The 16,572-nt window shown below is 66.1% G+C and carries 16 protein-coding genes, 1 pseudogene and 1 riboswitch; of the genes and pseudogenes, 9 read left to right on the top strand and 8 right to left on the bottom strand.

Annotation, left to right across the window (positions count from 1 at the left end):
* Positions 1-11: 11 nt before the first annotated feature.
* The 4 genes and pseudogenes from PSPA7_RS23680 to PSPA7_RS23665 form a co-directional block, all read right to left on the bottom strand.
* A complete protein-coding gene (locus PSPA7_RS23680) occupies positions 12-590 on the bottom strand; it encodes a cob(I)yrinic acid a,c-diamide adenosyltransferase (RefSeq protein WP_012077184.1) in 579 nt (192 codons plus the stop codon).
* 4 nt (positions 591-594) lie between these two features.
* Positions 595-2,691, bottom strand: coding sequence for a sensor histidine kinase (locus tag PSPA7_RS23675; protein ID WP_012077183.1), 2,097 nt, complete (start codon positions 2,689-2,691; stop codon positions 595-597).
* Positions 2,692-2,740: 49 nt separating this feature from the next.
* Positions 2,741-3,652, bottom strand: coding sequence for a putative 2-dehydropantoate 2-reductase (locus PSPA7_RS23670; protein WP_012077182.1), 912 nt, complete (start codon positions 3,650-3,652; stop codon positions 2,741-2,743).
* Positions 3,653-3,689: 37 nt separating this feature from the next.
* A pseudogene (locus PSPA7_RS23665) lies at positions 3,690-4,787 on the bottom strand (response regulator).
* A gap of 103 nt (positions 4,788-4,890) precedes the next feature.
* Here PSPA7_RS23665 and PSPA7_RS23660 point away from each other — a divergent pair.
* Both PSPA7_RS23660 and PSPA7_RS23655 read left to right on the top strand, forming a co-directional pair.
* The gene (locus PSPA7_RS23660) at positions 4,891-5,370 is read left to right on the top strand and encodes a YajQ family cyclic di-GMP-binding protein (RefSeq protein WP_003155666.1); all 480 of its coding nucleotides are present in this window, start codon (positions 4,891-4,893) and stop codon (positions 5,368-5,370) included.
* Positions 5,371-5,601: 231 nt separating this feature from the next.
* Positions 5,602-6,438, top strand: coding sequence for a mechanosensitive ion channel family protein (locus PSPA7_RS23655; protein WP_003155665.1), 837 nt, complete (start codon positions 5,602-5,604; stop codon positions 6,436-6,438).
* Positions 6,439-6,492: 54 nt separating this feature from the next.
* Here the strand turns inward: PSPA7_RS23655 and ampG are convergent, their stop codons facing one another.
* Both ampG and PSPA7_RS23645 read right to left on the bottom strand, forming a co-directional pair.
* Positions 6,493-8,277: an MFS transporter AmpG gene (gene ampG, locus PSPA7_RS23650; RefSeq protein WP_003155663.1), complete on the bottom strand. Its 1,785-nt coding sequence runs from the start codon at positions 8,275-8,277 to the stop codon at positions 6,493-6,495.
* 42 nt (positions 8,278-8,319) lie between these two features.
* Entirely contained in the window at positions 8,320-8,703 is a 384-nt protein-coding gene (locus tag PSPA7_RS23645) for an MGMT family protein (RefSeq protein ID WP_012077180.1), read from the bottom strand.
* On the opposite strand from PSPA7_RS23645, the gene PSPA7_RS23640 reads away from it, so the two are divergent.
* Both PSPA7_RS23640 and PSPA7_RS23635 read left to right on the top strand, forming a co-directional pair.
* Positions 8,702-9,703, top strand: a complete 1,002-nt coding sequence (locus PSPA7_RS23640; protein WP_012077179.1) for a DUF481 domain-containing protein — start codon at positions 8,702-8,704, stop codon at positions 9,701-9,703. The genes PSPA7_RS23645 and PSPA7_RS23640 overlap by 2 nt on opposite strands.
* A 114-nt stretch (positions 9,704-9,817) precedes the next feature.
* Complete coding sequence (locus PSPA7_RS23635; RefSeq protein ID WP_023442907.1) at positions 9,818-10,825, top strand: DUF481 domain-containing protein; 1,008 nt, start codon at positions 9,818-9,820, stop codon at positions 10,823-10,825.
* Between the two features lie 59 nt (positions 10,826-10,884).
* Here the strand turns inward: PSPA7_RS23635 and PSPA7_RS23630 are convergent, their stop codons facing one another.
* Positions 10,885-11,643 (bottom strand): SDR family oxidoreductase, encoded by a 759-nt coding sequence (locus PSPA7_RS23630; RefSeq protein ID WP_012077178.1) that lies wholly within the window; start codon positions 11,641-11,643, stop codon positions 10,885-10,887.
* A gap of 108 nt (positions 11,644-11,751) precedes the next feature.
* Here PSPA7_RS23630 and PSPA7_RS23625 point away from each other — a divergent pair, with 108 nt between their 5' ends.
* The 4 genes from PSPA7_RS23625 (at position 11,752) to groL (ending at position 15,203) form a co-directional block, all read left to right on the top strand.
* Positions 11,752-12,486, top strand: a complete 735-nt coding sequence (locus tag PSPA7_RS23625; protein ID WP_012077177.1) for a HugZ family pyridoxamine 5'-phosphate oxidase — start codon at positions 11,752-11,754, stop codon at positions 12,484-12,486.
* A 68-nt stretch (positions 12,487-12,554) separates the two neighbouring features.
* Positions 12,555-13,022 carry an FxsA family protein gene (locus PSPA7_RS23620; protein WP_012077176.1) on the top strand — a complete coding sequence of 156 codons (468 nt, stop codon included), beginning with the start codon at positions 12,555-12,557 and terminating at the stop codon, positions 13,020-13,022.
* Between the two features lie 193 nt (positions 13,023-13,215).
* Positions 13,216-13,509, top strand: coding sequence for a co-chaperone GroES (locus PSPA7_RS23615; protein WP_003094064.1), 294 nt, complete (start codon positions 13,216-13,218; stop codon positions 13,507-13,509).
* A gap of 50 nt (positions 13,510-13,559) precedes the next feature.
* The gene (gene groL, locus PSPA7_RS23610) at positions 13,560-15,203 is read left to right on the top strand and encodes a chaperonin GroEL (RefSeq protein WP_012077175.1); all 1,644 of its coding nucleotides are present in this window, start codon (positions 13,560-13,562) and stop codon (positions 15,201-15,203) included.
* A gap of 56 nt (positions 15,204-15,259) precedes the next feature.
* Here groL and PSPA7_RS23605 read toward each other — a convergent pair whose 3' ends face one another.
* Positions 15,260-15,946, bottom strand: a complete 687-nt coding sequence (locus tag PSPA7_RS23605; RefSeq protein ID WP_012077174.1) for a ParB-like protein — start codon at positions 15,944-15,946, stop codon at positions 15,260-15,262.
* A gap of 99 nt (positions 15,947-16,045) precedes the next feature.
* Positions 16,046-16,108, top strand: a riboswitch (Fluoride riboswitch).
* A gap of 67 nt (positions 16,109-16,175) precedes the next feature.
* Between PSPA7_RS23605 and crcB the strand changes: the two genes are divergently transcribed.
* The gene (gene crcB / locus PSPA7_RS23600; RefSeq protein WP_003156293.1) at positions 16,176-16,559 is read left to right on the top strand and encodes a fluoride efflux transporter CrcB; all 384 of its coding nucleotides are present in this window, start codon (positions 16,176-16,178) and stop codon (positions 16,557-16,559) included.
* The last annotated feature ends 13 nt before the right edge of the window (positions 16,560-16,572 follow it).

The following is a 16,572-nucleotide window of genomic DNA, read 5'->3' as shown; positions in this document are numbered from 1 at the left end:
CTCGCTCCCCGTCAGTCCGGTTTTGCCGCCGCCTCCCAGAGGATCTCCGCCACGCCCTGGCGCCGGGCGATGGCGCGGGCGGCGACGAACAGCAGGTCGGAGAGCCGGTTCAGGTAGCGCAGGCCGACGCCATCCAGCGTTTCTTCCTGGTCCAGCGCCTGGCAGCGCCGTTCGGCGCGGCGCGCCAGGCTGCGGCAGACATGGGCCAGGGCGACCAGGCGGGAACCGCCGGGGAGGATGAAATTCTTCAGCGGGCCCAGCTCGTCGTTCCAGCGGTCGATGCAGCTTTCCAGGCGTGCCACTTCCGTCTCGTCCAGGGCCTGGTACTCCGGCATCGCCAACTCCCCACCGAGGTCGAACAGGCGGTGTTGCACCGGCGCCAGCGCCTGGACGATCTCCTCCAGGCCGGGATGTGCGCCACGCGCTTCCAGCAGCTCGGCCAGGAGCAGGCCCAACTGGCTGTTCAACTCGTCGACCGCGCCGATCGCCTCGATGCGCGGATGGCTCTTGGGTACCCTGCGTCCGCCGGCCAGGCCGGTCTCGCCGCGGTCGCCGGTGCGGGTGTAGATCTTCGACAATCGATTGCCCATGGCTTCAACCTTCCTCTTCGTCGCCACGCCGCAGGCTGCTGCCCGGCTGCGGCAGGGCGGGTGGCAGGGCCTTGGCCTGTGCCGGGGCGACCAGTCCGGTGCTCTCCAGCGGCAGGCGGATGCTGAAGCAGGTGCCACGGCCGAGTTCCGAGCGCACCTCCATCTGGCCCTTGTGATTGTTGGTGATGATGAAATACGAGACCGACAGGCCGAGGCCGGTACCCTGGCCGACTTCCTTGGTGGTGAAGAACGGCTCGAAGATCCGCTTGCGCACCAGCTCCGGCATGCCGCTGCCGTTGTCTTCCACCTGGACTTCCGCCCAGGGCGGCACCAGACGCGTACGCAGGACGATCCGGCCTTGCTCGCCTTCCTCTTCGTCGTCGCGCTGGTGGATGGCCTGGGCGGCGTTCTTCAGCAGGTTGAGCAGGACCTGCTCGACCTCGTTGGCGATCACCGGCACCGGCCCCAGGTTGGGGTCGAACTCATGGACGATCTGCAGCGACTTGAAGTCGAAACCCTCGGCCAGGTCGAAATCGTTGCCGGCGATCTCCACCGCCTGTTCGATCAGCGCGGGCAGCTCGCAGGCGGTCATCTGCCGGTGGCTGCGGCGGCTGAAGGCGAGCATGTGGGTGACGATCTTCGCCGCCCGCGAGCCGGCGTGCTGGATGCCTTCAAGCAGGCGCGGGATGTCGCGACCATCGAGGTAGTGATTGATGTCTTCCAGCGGCACGCCGACCTCGGCGGCCAGCTCGACGTTCTTCGCCAGCTCCGGGGACAGGCGTCGCTTGATGTTCTGTACGTTGTGCAGGATCGCACCGAGCGGGTTGTTGATCTCGTGGGCCATGCCGGCGGCGAGGCTGCCGACCGAAAGCATCTTCTCCGATTGCACCATCACTTCTTCCAGGCTCAGGCGCTGGGTGATGTCGTCGATGCGGATCACCGCGCCACGGCCGGTGCCGCCCATCAGCGGATAGAAGGTCAGGGCATAGTGGCGCGGGGTGTCGATCAGTGCCCAGGTGACCCTTTCTACGCGCTCCACGCTGTGTTTCTCGGCGGCGCGGGTGAGCTGCGGGAGGAACGGCTTGAGCGAGGGGAAGGCAAGGAACACCGGCTGGTTCACCGCGTCGTCCAGGCTGGTGCCGGAAAGCTGGCTGGCTTCCTGGTTCCACTGGGTGACATAGAGCTGCTCGTCCACCGCGATCAGCGCCGAGGGCATGGAGTCGATGATGCTGTTGAGGTAGTGCTGGAAACCGGTGAGCTTCTTCTCGATCTTGCTGCGCACCTGCACTTCCAGTTCCAGCTTGCGGTTCGAGCGGCGGGTTTCCTCGGCCAGGCTCTGGGCCTGCTCGACCGCCTCCTGGGCGTCGTCGCGGGCGCGCTTGAGCTGCTGCTCGCGGGCTTCGATGCGGGTCAGCATGGTGTTGAAGGCGTCGGCCAGGCGGCCGATCTCGTCGCCGTTGCCGCGCTGGGCCCGCAGCGCGTAGTTTTCCTCGCGGGTGACCTGGCGCGAGAGTTCCTCCAGGTCGCGGATCGGCCGGGTGATCAGGCGGCGGATCTGCTGCGCCACCAGCAGCCAGAGCAGCACGCTGATACCGAGGATCGCCAGGCTGGCGGTGAGGGTCCCGGTGTAGAAGGCGCTGGGCAGCTCACCGCTGGCCACCAGCAGCAGGTAGCCGGGGCGGGCGTTTTCCTGTGGTAGCTCGATCAGCGCATTGAGGCGATATTCGCCGCGTCGCCAGTGTTCCAGGCGATCGAGCCGGGCCGGCAGCTTGAGGGTATCGCCGCGCTGCAGGTCGGCCAGCATCAGGCCGTTGCTGTCGTACAGGGCGGCGGCGCGCAGCGGCTGGTAGTCGTTGAGCTGGCGCAGCAGGACCTCGGCGGTCTGCGGCGAACTGAGCGCCGGCTGGCTCAGCGCCGGGTTGGCGATCAGCCGGCCGATGGTCTGCATGGCCTGGGGCGCGACGCTTTCCTGGGAGATCCAGTAGGCGGCGCTGATGAACGCCAGGTTGGCCACCAGCAGCACGGTGGCCAGCAGGATCAGCAGGGCGGCGAGCAGTTTCTGTCCGACGGGCAGGTTGTCGAGGCGCTGGCGCAGGTTCATGGGCTCGGATGTTTCGTGGCGAAGAGGGTGGCGGGCAGGGTAGCGCGCTTTAGCGGTCGGGCAAACCGCGCTGGCGCAGGTGGTCCTGCAAGCGGACGAACAGGGCTTGCAGGCGCGGCAGCGGCAGCCCCAGGCGCTGGCCGTGCTGGCAGGCGTAGCCGAGCAGGTAGCCGATCTCGGTGCGCCGGCCCCGGGCGACGTCCTGGTGCATCGAGGAGTAGTTCGACGCGGTGGCGTCGATCACTCCCCGGACCTCCTGCAGCAGGCTTCCGGCGGCCTCGACGTAGCCGCCGGCGTGGAGCAGCTGGCCGAGTTCGTCGCAGAGCGCCGCGACCTCCTGGGAATGCTCCCGCAGGCCGCCGTTGCGGCAATCGTGGAGCACGGTCAGCGGGTTGATCGCGCAGTTCAGCGCCAGCTTGCGCCACAGGCGCTCGAGGATGTCGGCGCTCCAACTGTGCGCGATCCCGGCCTGCGACAGCTGGCCCAGCCAGGCGGGGGCGGCACCGCCGCGGGGATCGCCGAGCCAGGTATGCCCGCGACCGGCGAAGACCACGCGGAAATCACCGTCGCGGAACGCGCCCTCGGTGCTCGAGGCGAACAGGCAGCGGCTGCGCGGCAGGCGCGCGGCGACCGCCTGCTGGCTGCCCAGGCCGTTCTGCAGCAACAGCAGTTCGGCGTTGCCGGCCAGGCGGTGGGCCACGCTGGCGGCGGCCTCCTCCGCGTCGTAGGCCTTGCAGGCCAGCAGCAGGCGCTGGATCGGCGGCCCGCCATCGGGCGTTTCCGCGGCGATCGGGTAGAGGCTGGCCTGGCCATCCTCCACCAGGCTCAGGCCGCCGGCCTGCTGGTAGCGGCGCAGGCGCTGGCGGTTGCGCAGGATCAGGCGGACGGGCAGGCCGGCGCGGCCGAGGCGCGCGGCCCAGAGGCTGCCGAGGCTGCCGGCGCCGAGGATGTGCCAGGTCATGAGGGTGCTACTGCGAATGGCTGACGATAGGCGAAGTCTAGCGCAGCGCCGGTATCCGGCAGGTAGCGATCCGGCCGCTGGCGTAGGCATCGGGCAGCAGCGCCTCGGTGCGCTGCATCAGTTCGTCGATGCCCAGCGGCAGGGCCTTGCCGTCGAGGCCGAGCATGGCGATGCCGGCCTTCAGGCCGATGAAGCCCTCGCTGGTCTTGAAGGCCTTCAGGTTGAGTCCGTCGTGCAGCCGCTTGAAGCTGCTCGACGAGCACTCGTGCAGGTCTTCCACCAGGGTGATCAGGGCGAAGTGCTGTTCGTCCAGGCGCACCAGCACGTCCAGCGGCCGCACCAGTTGTTGCAGGCGGCGGGCGACGCCGAGCAGCAGTTCGCGGTGGAAGGCCTCGCCGTGGCGCTGGCGCAGGGTCGGTGCTTCGGGCATGCCGATCAGCAGGTAGCACAGTGCGCCGCCGCGGGTCTCCACCTGGCGCAGGCTGTCGGCCAGCTTCTGCCGCAGGTAGCGCGGGTTGCCGAGGCCGGTGAGGGTATCCACCAGGTTGCGCTCCTCCATCCGCGCGATGTTCTCGGTGAGCAGACGGTTTTCCACCAGCAGGCGCTGCAGGGTGTTGCACAGGCGGTCGGCGGCATAGATGCGCGGCACCAGTTGCTCGTTCATCGCCGCCTTGCTGACGAAGTCGTCGACGCCGCGGTCGAAGGCCTCGCCGAGGACGTTCTCGCCCTCCTTGCCGGTGAGCAGGACGACATAGGTGTAGTGGTTGCTGCTTTCGTCCAGCTGGCGCACCCGGGCGGTCAGTTCCAGGCCGTCCATCTCCGGCATCAGCCAGTCGGCGAGAAGCACGCTGACCGGGCGCTCCTCGAGTTGCCGCAGGGCTTCGCTGGCGCTGCTGGCGAAGCGGATGTCCTGGTAGCCGGCCTGGCTGAGGGCGCGGCCGATCATGGCGCTGGAGAACTTGGCGTCGTCGACGACCAGGATGCTGAGATCGGGGTTGGGCATGAACGGACTCGGGATGAGGATTGGGCCGGTACGCTGCCGGCAGGGGCCCGGTCGTCGCGGGAGACCCCTTTCGGGCACGTTGGTGCGCGTCATCGGGAATAAATCGTCGGTCTCCGCCAAACCGGCGGGCATTCGCTCGCGAGGGCTCGGTTATAATGGGCGGGCATTTTTTACCGTCAAGTCAGGCGCGGTTCCGTCTGTGAACCCTGTCGCGCCTTCCATCTGGAGAGATGACATGCCTTCGTTCGACGTGGTGTCCGAACTGGACAAACACGAGTTGACCAACGCCGTGGACAACGCCATCAAGGAACTGGATCGCCGTTTCGACCTGAAAGGCAAATGCAGTTTCGAAGCCAAGGACAAGTCGGTGACCCTCACCGCCGAAGCCGATTTCATGCTCGAGCAGATGCTCGACATCCTCCGCTCCAACCTGGTCAAGCGCAAGGTCGACAGCCAGTGCATGGAGGTCAAGGACGCCTACCCGTCGGGCAAGGTGGTCAAGCAGGAGGTGAATTTCCGCGAAGGCATCGACAAGGACCTGGCGAAGAAGATCGTCGGCCTGATCAAGGAACGCAAGCTCAAGGTCCAGGCCGCCATCCAGGGCGAGCAGGTGCGGGTCACCGGCAAGAAGCGCGACGACCTGCAGGAAGCCATCGCCCTGTTGCGTGGCGAGTCCCTGGGGATGCCGCTGCAGTTCACCAACTTCCGCGATTGACGAGGTTTTTCGGAACCTCTCGCCATCCCGGGCATCGCAATAGGAGTAGCGCCGCCGCGGCGTCTCCGGCGATGCCTCTCCCTGTCGGCGCAGCGCCGGGCCATCCGCGCTGCGCCGATTCGTGTCCAGGTCCGGAAACCGTCGCGCGGCGTCTCCGGGCAGGAATCTGCAAGAGCCCGCCCCGTTTTCCGTGCCGCACGGGTGGGTGTTTCTCGAGAATGGAGGTAATGCATGGAATTGAACTACGACCGACTGGTGCAGCAGACCGAGTCCTGGTTGCCGGTGGTGCTGGAGTACAGTGGCAAGGTCGCCCTGGCGCTGCTGACCCTGGCGGTCGGCTGGTGGCTGATCAACACCCTGACCGGGCGGGTCGGCGGGTTGCTTGCCAAGCGCAGCGTCGACCGTACCCTGCAGGGCTTCGTCGGCAGCCTGGTGAGCATCGTCCTGAAGATCCTGCTGGTGGTCAGCGTGGCCTCGATGATCGGCATCCAGACCACCAGCTTCGTCGCCGCCATCGGTGCCGCCGGCCTGGCCATCGGCCTGGCCCTGCAGGGCAGCCTGGCGAACTTCGCCGGCGGCGTGCTGATCCTGCTGTTCCGCCCGTTCAAGGTCGGCGACTGGATCGAGGCGCAGGGCGTGTCCGGCACAGTGGATTCGATCCTGATCTTCCACACCGTGCTGCGCAGCGGTGACAACAAGCGGATCATCGTGCCCAACGGCGCGCTGTCCAACGGCACGGTGACCAACTATTCGGCCGAGCCGCTGCGCAAGGTGATCTTCGATGTCGGCATCGACTACGACGCCGACCTGAAGAGCGCGCAGAACATCCTCCTGGCCATGGCCGACGACCCGCGCGTGCTCAAGGATCCGGCGCCGGTGGCGGTGGTGGCCAACCTCGGCGAGAGTGCGATCACCCTGTCCCTGCGGGTCTGGGTGAAGAACGCCGACTACTGGGACGTGATGTTCATGTTCAACGAGAAGGCCCGCGACGCGCTGGGCAAGGAAGGCATCGGCATCCCGTTCCCGCAGCGGGTGGTCAAGGTGGTGCAGGGCGCATTGGCCGACTGACGGCGCGGGCGACCACGAGAAAGGCCGGCATTCGCCGGCCTTTTTTCATTCGACTCAGTGTTGCTCGGCGTTCTGGTGCCCCGGCGCCGGCGTCTCGCTGGTCGGCGCGCGGCGCAGCCACAGCCAGCCGATCAGCAGCAGGGTGGGAATGCCCATCACCGCGGTGACGTAGAAGAAGCGCTCGTAGCCGAGGCTTTCGACCATGGTTCCGGAGTAACCGCCGATGAAGCGCGGCAGCAGGAGCATGGTCGAACTGAGCATGGCGTACTGGGTGGCGGAGAACTTCAGGTTGGTCAGGCTCGACAGGTAGGCGACGAAGGCCGAGGCGGCGAGGCCGCCGCTGAAGTTGTCGAGGGTGATGGTCATCACCAGCATCAGCACGTGCGGTTCCAGCGCCATCACCAGGCTGAACACGTCGTGGCTGGGCAGGGCCTCGGCATGCAGCGGGCCGAGTTGGGCGAGCATGGCGAACAGCAGGTTGGTGGTGGCCGAGGCGGCGCCGCCGATGAACAGGATCGAGAGAATGCTGAAGCGGGCGATCAGCACCCCGCCGGCGGCGGCGCCGATCAGGGTCATGAGCACGCCGAAGACCTTGCTGACGCTGGCGATGACTTCCTTGGAGAAACCCATGTCGATGTAGAACACCCCGGCCATCACACCCATCACCGTGTCCGACAGTCGATAGGTGGAGATCAGGCCGAGCAGCAGCAGGGCCTGCCAGCGGTAGCGCTGGACGAACTCGGTGATCGGCGTCAGCACCGGGGCCATCAGCAGGCGTCCGGGCGCCGACAGGCAGGACGCGGCGATCAGCAGGAACAGCGTGCCGCGCGGCCAGGCCCCGGAGTAGTAGGCGCGGCACATGGCGGTGACAGTGACCAGGAGGATGATCAGGACCATCACCGAGACCGCCTGGTGGACGAAATCGAACAGTGGCACTTCCTTGCCGCGCGCCGCCACCAGCAGCGGCCGGCGCACGGTGGCGAGCAGTTCGCGGACCGGGCGGATCTGCTGGCGCCCCCAGGGCGACAGGCAGATCCCCATCAGCAGGGCGTAGAGGCCGGCGCGTGGCCAGGCGCGGTCGAGCAGGGCGGTGATCATCGCCGGCAGCGAGATCAGCAGGATCAGCAACAGGAGCACCGAGAGCAACTGGTGGTTGAAATCGAAGCGCGACGGATTGACGTGGATCGGCACGTCCACCGCCGGCTCGCGGATCAGCAGGCTGGTGACCAGGCCGGGCAGGATGAGCAGGGCGAACAGCGCGTAGGTCAGGCCCCAGGCCGTCTGGCTGTAGTTGAGACTGGTGGAGCCGAACCATTCGGCGAGGATCAGCGCGCCGGCGCTGGCCAGCAGGATCGCCGCGCGGTAGCCGGTCATGTAGCAGGCGGCGAGGGCGGCCTGGCGACTGTCCTCGGCGATTTCCAGGCGGTAGGCGTCGATCGCGATATCCTGGGTCGCCGAGGCGAACGCCACCAGCAGGGCCAGGCCGATCAGCCAGGGCAGGTGGTTCTGCGGGTTGCACAGGGCCATGCCGAGCAGGCCGAGGGCGATCAGCACCTGCGAGAACACCAGCCAGGAGCGGCGCCGGCCGAGACGGCCGACGATGGGCAGGCGCCATTGGTCGAGCATCGGCGACCAGACCCACTTGAAGGCGTACACCAGACCCAGCCAACTGGCGAAACCGATGGTGTCCCGCGCCACGCCTGCCTCGCGCAACCATACCGACAGGGTGTTGAACACCAGCATGGTCGGCAGGCCGGCGGCGAAGCCGAGCAGCAGGAGGGCCAGGCTGGCGGGAGACTTGTAGGCGACCAGGGCCTCTCGCCAGGATTGCTGAGTCATGAGGTAACCGTTCCGCAAAAAATAACGCGCACTCTAACCGCTCTACTTCGCTGTAAGCCAGCCATGCCGACGTATGTCCACCCTGTCGTTGTGCAGGAGGACGCCTTCCTCGCGCAGGCGCGTGCGCTGCTCGCGGCCGCCGGGGCTGTCCGCCGGCAGGCTGATGCGGCCGCCGGCGCCGAGCACCCGGTGCCAGGGCAGGCGCGTGTCCGCCGGCAGTTGGCCGAGGGTTCGCCCGACCCAGCGCGCGGCGCGGCCGAGACCGGCCATTTCGGCCAGCTGGCCGTAGCTGACCACCCGGCCCGGCGGCACTTGCGCCAGCACCAGGTACAGGGCCTCGCGGCGCGCCTGGGCGCTTGCCGGGTCGCTGCCGGTCCAGGCATGCTCGCCGGTTTTCCCTTTCCTGTCCGCCTTGTGAACGCCCATGTCGCTCAGAGCCCTCTGTTCATTGGTCTTGATACTGCTGTCCGGCCCAGCGCTGGCCGACACCGTGTGGCTGGACAACGGCGACCGCCTGTCCGGCGAAATCGTGCTGATGGACGGCGGCAAGCTGGCGCTGAAGACCCGCTACGCCGGGCAGGTACTGATCGATTGGAAGAATATCGACACCATCAGTTCCGACAAACCCCTGCTGGTCAAGCAGCAGGGCGTTTCCGGGCAGCGTAGCCGAACCCTGGAGGCGGCGGGCAAGGGCATGGTGCGGATCGTCGATGGTGGCAGCCATACCGTCCCGCTGGCCAGCATCCACCAGATGGTGCCGCCACGACCGCTGGTGGAGGACCTGGTCTGGGAGGGCAATCTCGATGTCAAGTTGGACAGCAAGCGCAACGACAGCGACAAGGACGAGTGGAAGCTCAAGGGCGATACCCGGGTTCGCCACGGCGCCTGGCGCCACGTGCTGGCGGGAGAAGTGGAACGGGAGAAGAAGGACGGCAGGCAGGTCGAGGACAATTGGGATCTGGACTACGATCTCGATCGCTTCTTCGACGAACACTGGTTCTGGCGCGCCAGCTATTCGCAGCAGCGCGATGGGATCGACAGTCTCGAGCGCCAGCGTGCGCTGGGAACCGGCCCCGGCTACCAGTTCTGGAACGACGAGCTGGGGCGTTTCGACCTGGTCGCCGAGATCAGCCGCTGGCAACTGGAATGGCGCGACCAGCCGCGCGAGGACTTCACCTCCTACTCGCTGGAATGGGACTACAAGCGGCTGCTCGCCGGGACCCGGCTGGAGCTGTACAGCAAGGGAACCGTGCTGGTGCCGGGCATCGAGCAGATCGATTACCTGCTCGACAGCGAATACGGCCTGCGTTACCGCCTGAACAGTTGGGCGCGTCTTTCGTTCCTTTATGAACTGGACCAGTTGCGCGCGGCGGGCGGTACCCAGTCCGACCGGCACTACCTGATCGGAATCGGCGTCGGCTGGTGAACCGACGCACCTTTCGGCCGATCCGGCTGAACTTTACCGCCCGTGCCCCGGTCCTTGCTCTGCCGCCCGGCATTTGGATAATGCCGGCCTCTTCGAACCCACTTCAGTTGATTTGTGCTCATGTTGTCGAGAATTCTGCTGTGCCTCGCCGCCCTCGCAAGCTCCACCTCCACCCTCGCCGATACGGTCTGGATGAAGAACGGTGACCGCCTCACCGGCAAGATCACCCTGTTCGATGGCGGCAAGTTGCTGCTCAAGACCGACTACGGCGGCGACATCACCCTCAAATGGGACAAGATCTCCACCTTCGAGAGCGAGCAGAACCTGCTGGTCAAGCAGGACGCCGAGACCGGCGAGCACTCCAGGGGGATCAAGGCCGCCGGGCCGGGCCAGGTGACGCTGGTCAATGGCGAACCGAAGACCGTGGAGCTGGCCAGCATCCAGCAGATGATGCCGCCCAAGCCGATCCTCCAGGACTGGGTGTGGAACGGCAACGTCGATTTCTCGCTGGACCGCAAGCAGGCCGAGAACGACGTCTCCGACTACGACATCGACTTCAAGACCAACGCCCGCCATGGGCTCTGGCGCCATAACATGCAGGGCGAGTACAACCGCGAGAAGAAGAACGGCCAGGTCAGCACCGACAATTATTCCGGCCAGTACGCGCTGGACCGCTTCATCGACGATCACTGGTTCTGGCAGGGCCAGGTCGCCTACAAGCGCGACATGATCGAGGACCTGGCGAAGAAGCGCACCATCGGCACCGGTCCCGGCTACCAGTTCTGGGACAACGAACTGGGCGCGTTCTCCATCGCCACCCTGGTCAACCGCAACGACTACGAGTTCGCCGACGGCGAGAAGGAGCACTTCTATTCGTCGAGCCTCAAATGGGACTACAACCGCTACCTGCTGGCCAAGCAGTTCGAGCTGTTCACCAATGGCGAGGTCAGCAAGCCGCTGCAGTCGGGCCTGGACTACGAACTGCAGACCGAGGCGGGGATCCGCTACAAGCTGACCAGCTGGGCCTCGTTGAGCCTGAAGGCGGAGTGGGACAAGTTCAGCGGCAACGACGGTAACGTCAACCAGCGCCGCTATACCTTCGGCCTCGGGGTCGGCTGGTAGTACCCGCGCCACGAAAAAGCCCCGCGAACGCGGGGCTTCTTTCCTTGCGGTGCTGGCGCCTACAGGCGCAGACCGCCATCCAGCTCGAGGATGCGACCGGTGTAGTAGTCGTTCTCGAAGATGTAGGCCACCGAATGGGCGATCTCCACCGGCTTGCCCATGCGCTTGAGCGGAATGCCGGCGGTCATCTTCTCCAGCGCCTCGGGTTTCATGCCCGCGGTCATCTCGGTCTCGATGAAGCCCGGCGCCACGCCGGCGACACGGATGCCGTAGCGCGCCAGCTCCTTGGCCCAGACCACGGTGTCCGCGGCCACCCCGGCCTTGGCCGCCGAGTAGTTGGCCTGGCCCATGTTGCCGGCGCGGGAGATCGAGGAGATGTTGACGATCGCGCCCTGGTTCTTCAGCTCGATCATCTTCGCCGCCACTTCGCGGGTGCAGAGGAATACACCGGTGAGGTTGACGTCGATCACCGATTGCCACTGGGCCAGACTCATCTTGCTCAGCTCGCCGTCCTTGACCTTGATGGTCAGGCCGTCGCGGAGGATGCCGGCGTTGTTGACCAGGCCGTTGATGGCGCCGAAGTCGCTGGCGACCTGGGCCACCATGTGGGTAACCTGTTCCTCGTCCGCCACGTTGCACAGGTAGGCGCGGGCGTCGCCGCCGGCGGCCTTGCAGGCGGCGACGGCTTCGTCGAGGCGTTCGCGGTTGAGATCGACCAGGGCCAGCCTGGCGCCCTTGCCGGCGAGGTATTCGCCCATCGCCCGGCCGAGACCCTGGCAGCCGCCGGTGATAATGATGACCTTGTCTTTCAGTTGCATTGGTTGGAACCCCACGAGCAGTTTCTGGAAGCGGACCTTGCCGGCATCTGCGAACGCACTTTTCTATGCCCGTCCGTTTGCGACGGATTTTATGCAAGGAGTCATAAATTGAGCGTTGAAGCTGCAAAGAATGCCCGAGAATTGCTGCTCAAGGAATACCGCGCGGTCCTTTCCACCCAGTCGAAGAAATGGCCGGGCTTTCCCTTCGGCTCGGTGGTGCCGTATTGCCTGGACGGTGAAGGCCGGCCGCTGATCCTGATCAGCCGCATCGCCCAGCACACCCATAACCTGCAGGCCGATCGGCGCTGCTCGCTGCTGGTCGGCGAGCGCGGCGCCGAAGACATCCAGGCGGTCGGCCGCCTCACCCTGCTGGCCGAGGCGCGGCAACTGGCGGAGGAGGAGGTCGCCGCGGCGGCCGAGCGCTACTACCGCTATTTTCCCGAGTCCGCCGATTACCATCGGGTCCACGATTTCGATTTCTGGGTGCTGCAGCCGGTCCAGTGGCGCTTCATCGGCGGTTTCGGCGCGATCCACTGGCTGGGCGCCGAGCGCGTGCCGCTGGCCAATCCGTTCGCTGGCGAAGCCGAGCGCGGCATGGTCGAGCACATGAACAGCGATCATGCCGCCGCCATCGCGCACTATGTGGAACTGGCCGGACTGCCGGCGCACGCCGCGGCGCAACTGGCGGGAATTGATACAGAAGGTTTCCACCTGCGCATTGGCCAGGGCCTGCACTGGCTGCCGTTCCCCGCGGCCTGCGGCAACCCCGGGGCGGTGCGCCAGGCTCTGGTGCAACTGGCCAGGGCCGAGCGCTGGCCGACCGCCGAGCCGGCGCAGGGTTGAATTCTCCGCCGATCGGCGCCAACTACTGGTGGTACCGGGGGCATCCAGGCCCCGCCAAGGACTCTGAAATGCGCGCTTTTCTCTTTCTGCTGTTGCTCTTCCCGCTGGTCGAGCTGGCCGTCCTGATCAAGGTCGGCAGCGTCATCGGCGTGGGCTGGACCCTGTTCCTGATCGTCGCCAGCGCCTTCATCGGCGCCGCCCTGCTGCGCGTGGCCGGTGTCGCCACCGCCTGGCGCGCCCGCGAGCGGCTGGCCCGCGGCGAACTGCCGGAGGAGGAAATGCTCGAAGGCCTGCTGATCGCCGTCGGTGGCGGTCTGCTGATGCTGCCGGGCTTCATCAGCGACATCTTCGGCATCCTTTGCCTGATTCCCTTCACCCGCCGCCTGATGCTCGGCGGCCTGCGCCGTCGCGTCGAGCAGCAGGCGCTGCGCCGCCGCGCCTTCGCCGACGACCTTGACGCCCGCTACGGACAGGGTGCGTCGCGGCCGAACGTCATCGAGGGCGAGTACGAGCGCCGCGACGATTCGCGCCGCTGAAAAAAATTTCACTGCCTGCCCTTGAAATGGCTTGTGACGACCTTATGTAACGGTCACCGCAAGGTCCCTGCCATACGGGCAGGCTGTCTTACGCGGCTCGCGCGTCGAGTCGCAACCCGGCAACGCCGGCTTCAACAAACCCGCCGGACTTCGATCCGGCCGTTGGAAACCACTGTTTGGGAGAGTTACGACTATGAAGCTTCGTCCTCTGCATGATCGCGTCGTTATCCGTCGCAGCGAGGAAGAGACCAAGACCGCAGGCGGCATCGTGCTGCCGGGTTCCGCCGCCGAGAAGCCGAACCGCGGTGAAGTGGTAGCCGTAGGTACCGGTCGTGTACTGGACAACGGCGAAGTGCGCGCTCTGGCAGTGAAGGTGGGCGACAAGGTGGTCTTCGGGCCGTACTCCGGCAGCAACGCCATCAAGGTCGATGGCGAGGAACTGCTGGTGATGGGCGAGTCCGAAATCCTCGCCGTCCTGGAAGACTGATCGGTCTCCCCACTCCGTTTTCACCGAATTCGATTTAGAGGAAAGAGAACATGGCTGCCAAAGAAGTTAAGTTCGGCGATTCCGCTCGCAAGAAAATGCTGGTCGGCGTGAACGTGCTGGCCGATGCCGTCAAGGCCACCCTCGGCCCGAAAGGCCGCAACGTGGTTCTGGACAAGTCCTTCGGCGCTCCGACCATCACCAAGGACGGCGTTTCCGTCGCCAAGGAAATCGAGCTGAAAGACAAGTTCGAGAACATGGGCGCCCAGCTGGTGAAAGACGTTGCCTCCAAGGCCAACGACGCTGCCGGTGACGGCACCACCACCGCTACCGTCCTGGCCCAGGCCATCGTCAACGAAGGCCTGAAGGCCGTCGCCGCCGGCATGAACCCGATGGACCTGAAGCGCGGCATCGACAAGGCCACCGTGGCCATCGTCGCCCAGCTGAAGGAACTGGCCAAGCCCTGCGCCGACACCAAGGCCATCGCACAGGTAGGCACCATCTCCGCCAACTCCGACGAGTCCATCGGCCAGATCATCGCCGAGGCCATGGAGAAGGTCGGTAAAGAAGGCGTGATCACCGTCGAGGAAGGCTCTGGCCTGGAGAACGAACTGTCCGTCGTCGAAGGCATGCAGTTCGATCGCGGCTACCTGTCTCCCTACTTCGTGAACAAGCCGGACACCATGGCTGCCGAGCTGGACAGCCCGCTGCTGCTGCTGGTCGACAAGAAGATCTCCAACATCCGCGAAATGCTGCCGGTGCTGGAAGCCGTCGCCAAGGCCGGCCGTCCGCTGCTGATCGTCGCCGAGGACGTCGAGGGCGAAGCCCTGGCCACCCTGGTGGTGAACAACATGCGTGGCATCGTCAAGGTCGCGGCCGTCAAGGCTCCGGGCTTCGGCGACCGCCGCAAGGCCATGCTGCAGGACATCGCCATCCTCACCGGCGGTACCGTGATCAGCGAAGAAGTCGGCCTGAGCCTGGAAGGCGCTACCCTGGAGCACCTGGGCAACGCCAAGCGCGTCGTGATCAACAAGGAAAACACCACCATCATCGATGGCGCCGGCGTGCAGGCTGACATCGAAGCCCGCGTCCTGCAGATCCGCAAGCAGATCGAGGAAACCACTTCCGACTACGACCGCGAGAAGCTGCAAGAGCGCCTGGCCAAGCTGGCCGGCGGTGTTGCCGTGATCAAGGTAGGCGCTGCCACCGAAGTCGAGATGAAAGAGAAGAAAGCCCGCGTCGAAGACGCCCTGCACGCTACCCGTGCAGCGGTGGAAGAGGGCGTGGTTCCCGGCGGTGGCGTAGCCCTGGTTCGTGCCCTGCAGGCCATCGAAGGCCTGAAGGGTGACAACGAGGAGCAGAACGTCGGTATCGCCCTGCTGCGTCGCGCCGTCGAAGCGCCGCTGCGCCAGATCGTGGCCAACGCCGGCGACGAGCCGAGCGTGGTGGTCGACAAGGTCAAGCAGGGCTCCGGCAACTATGGCTTCAACGCTGCCACCGGCGTGTACGGCGACATGATCGAGATGGGCATCCTGGACCCGGCCAAGGTCACTCGTTCCGCTCTGCAGGCCGCGGCCTCCATCGGCGGTCTGATGATCACCACCGAAGCCATGGTCGCCGAGATCGTGGAAGACAAGCCGGCCATGGGCGGCATGCCTGACATGGGCGGCATGGGTGGCATGGGCGGCATGATGTAAGCCGACCGGCCCCTGTGGTTGAAAAAAGCCCCGCTTCGGCGGGGCTTTTTTTTGCCTCAGCGCGGGCAGTCCTGGCGGTAGCCCGGCAGTTCCTTCGCCGCCGGTTCGCAGGCCAGGCGCAGGGCTTCCTCCAGGTCGCCGGGCAGCGAGGCACGGCTGATCGGCCGCCAGTGCATGCGTTCGCCGAAATAGCGTGCCCAGTGGAACTCGATGAAATAGCTCCGCCGATCCTTGTCGAAGGCGTTCTCGTCCTCGGCGTAGCCGGCGAGGGCGCGGTAGGGGTCGTTGCCGAGCCCGGCGAGGTCGTCGGGCAGGGCGGCGGGCGGGATCGGCGCGCCGTGCGCATCGTGCAGCCAGACCCAGTGGTTTTCCTGCATCTTCTCCCAGAAGTCGCTGCCCTGGGATAGCCGGCCGATCACCTTCACCGGCACTTCCCGGGTAGGATCCAGGCGCCAGAGCGCGCTGCTCAGGTGGTGGCGATCGGTGAGGTAGAAGCCTCCATCGGGACCGATCACCACCGGGATCTCCTTCTTGCGCAGGTAGCGTTCGAGGGCCTTGGGCTTCTTCCCGGCGAGCTTGGCCTGTTCATCCTCTACCTGCAGCAGACCGACGTTCTGCTGGGTCGGGTGGAGCGCCGCCAGGGGCAGTTCGCACCAGCTGTCGAGGGGGCTGTGCGACGAGCATTCCTCGGCTTGAGCGGCGCAGGCGAGGAACAGGCAACAGAACAGCAGGCAGGGGCGCATGGAGAGACTCCGGCGAGGGGGTTCTTGCTGTCAGACTGGCACGTTTTGCCCGTGCCTGCGTACCCCGGGCTTTGATAGGCGCTGCGCTTTGTGCCAATCTAGCCGGCAGGAGATGGCATTCCTCCTTCAACCGCCCCTGGGGCTGATGATGCCTACGCATGAACCTGGAAAAGGCGCGTAGGCGCTCGCCTGCCGCCTGTCCGAATCGCTCTCCTACAAGGACAGGACTATGTGGAAATCCATTCTCGCCATCGCCCTCGGCGCCGCCCTCGGGGCGCTGTTGCGCTGGTTCCTCGGGCTCAAGCTGAACAGCCTGCTGCCCAGCATTCCCCCCGGCACGCTGCTGGCCAACCTGGTCGGCGGCTATGCCATTGGCGCGGCCATCGCCTATTTCGCCCAGGCGCCGGGCATAGCGCCGGAGTGGCGGCTACTGATCATCACCGGGTTCTGCGGTGGCCTGACCACCTTCTCCACCTTTTCCGCCGAGGTCGTCACCCTGCTCCAGGAGGGGCGCCTGGGCTGGGCCGCCGGGGCTATCGCGACGCATGTCGGCGGCTCGCTGCTGATGACCTTGCTGGGGCTGTTCTCGATGAACTGGATGCTGGGCAGATAGCGCAGCGGGAGGA

The organism is Pseudomonas paraeruginosa PA7, assembly GCF_000017205.1.
GTDB classification, from domain to species: Bacteria; Pseudomonadota; Gammaproteobacteria; order Pseudomonadales; family Pseudomonadaceae; genus Pseudomonas; species Pseudomonas paraeruginosa.
This window is presented reverse-complemented; position numbering and strand designations above follow the sequence as displayed.

What these genes read in the sequence shown, in the direction of transcription:
- PSPA7_RS23680 (WP_012077184.1), bottom strand. Translation starts at nt 590, where the DNA reads ATGGGCAATCGATTGTCGAAGATCTACACCCGCACCGGCGACCGCGGC.
- PSPA7_RS23675 (WP_012077183.1), bottom strand. Translation starts at nt 2,691, where the DNA reads ATGAACCTGCGCCAGCGCCTCGACAACCTGCCCGTCGGACAGAAACTG.
- PSPA7_RS23670 (WP_012077182.1), bottom strand. Translation starts at nt 3,652, where the DNA reads ATGACCTGGCACATCCTCGGCGCCGGCAGCCTCGGCAGCCTCTGGGCC.
- PSPA7_RS23660 (WP_003155666.1), top strand. Translation starts at nt 4,891, where the DNA reads ATGCCTTCGTTCGACGTGGTGTCCGAACTGGACAAACACGAGTTGACC.
- PSPA7_RS23655 (WP_003155665.1), top strand. Translation starts at nt 5,602, where the DNA reads ATGGAATTGAACTACGACCGACTGGTGCAGCAGACCGAGTCCTGGTTG.
- ampG (WP_003155663.1), bottom strand. Translation starts at nt 8,277, where the DNA reads ATGACTCAGCAATCCTGGCGAGAGGCCCTGGTCGCCTACAAGTCTCCC.
- PSPA7_RS23640 (WP_012077179.1), top strand. Translation starts at nt 8,702, where the DNA reads ATGTCGCTCAGAGCCCTCTGTTCATTGGTCTTGATACTGCTGTCCGGC.
- PSPA7_RS23645 (WP_012077180.1), bottom strand. Translation starts at nt 8,703, where the DNA reads ATGGGCGTTCACAAGGCGGACAGGAAAGGGAAAACCGGCGAGCATGCC.
- PSPA7_RS23630 (WP_012077178.1), bottom strand. Translation starts at nt 11,643, where the DNA reads ATGCAACTGAAAGACAAGGTCATCATTATCACCGGCGGCTGCCAGGGT.
- PSPA7_RS23620 (WP_012077176.1), top strand. Translation starts at nt 12,555, where the DNA reads ATGCGCGCTTTTCTCTTTCTGCTGTTGCTCTTCCCGCTGGTCGAGCTG.
- PSPA7_RS23615 (WP_003094064.1), top strand. Translation starts at nt 13,216, where the DNA reads ATGAAGCTTCGTCCTCTGCATGATCGCGTCGTTATCCGTCGCAGCGAG.
- groL (WP_012077175.1), top strand. Translation starts at nt 13,560, where the DNA reads ATGGCTGCCAAAGAAGTTAAGTTCGGCGATTCCGCTCGCAAGAAAATG.
- PSPA7_RS23605 (WP_012077174.1), bottom strand. Translation starts at nt 15,946, where the DNA reads ATGCGCCCCTGCCTGCTGTTCTGTTGCCTGTTCCTCGCCTGCGCCGCT.
- crcB (WP_003156293.1), top strand. Translation starts at nt 16,176, where the DNA reads ATGTGGAAATCCATTCTCGCCATCGCCCTCGGCGCCGCCCTCGGGGCG.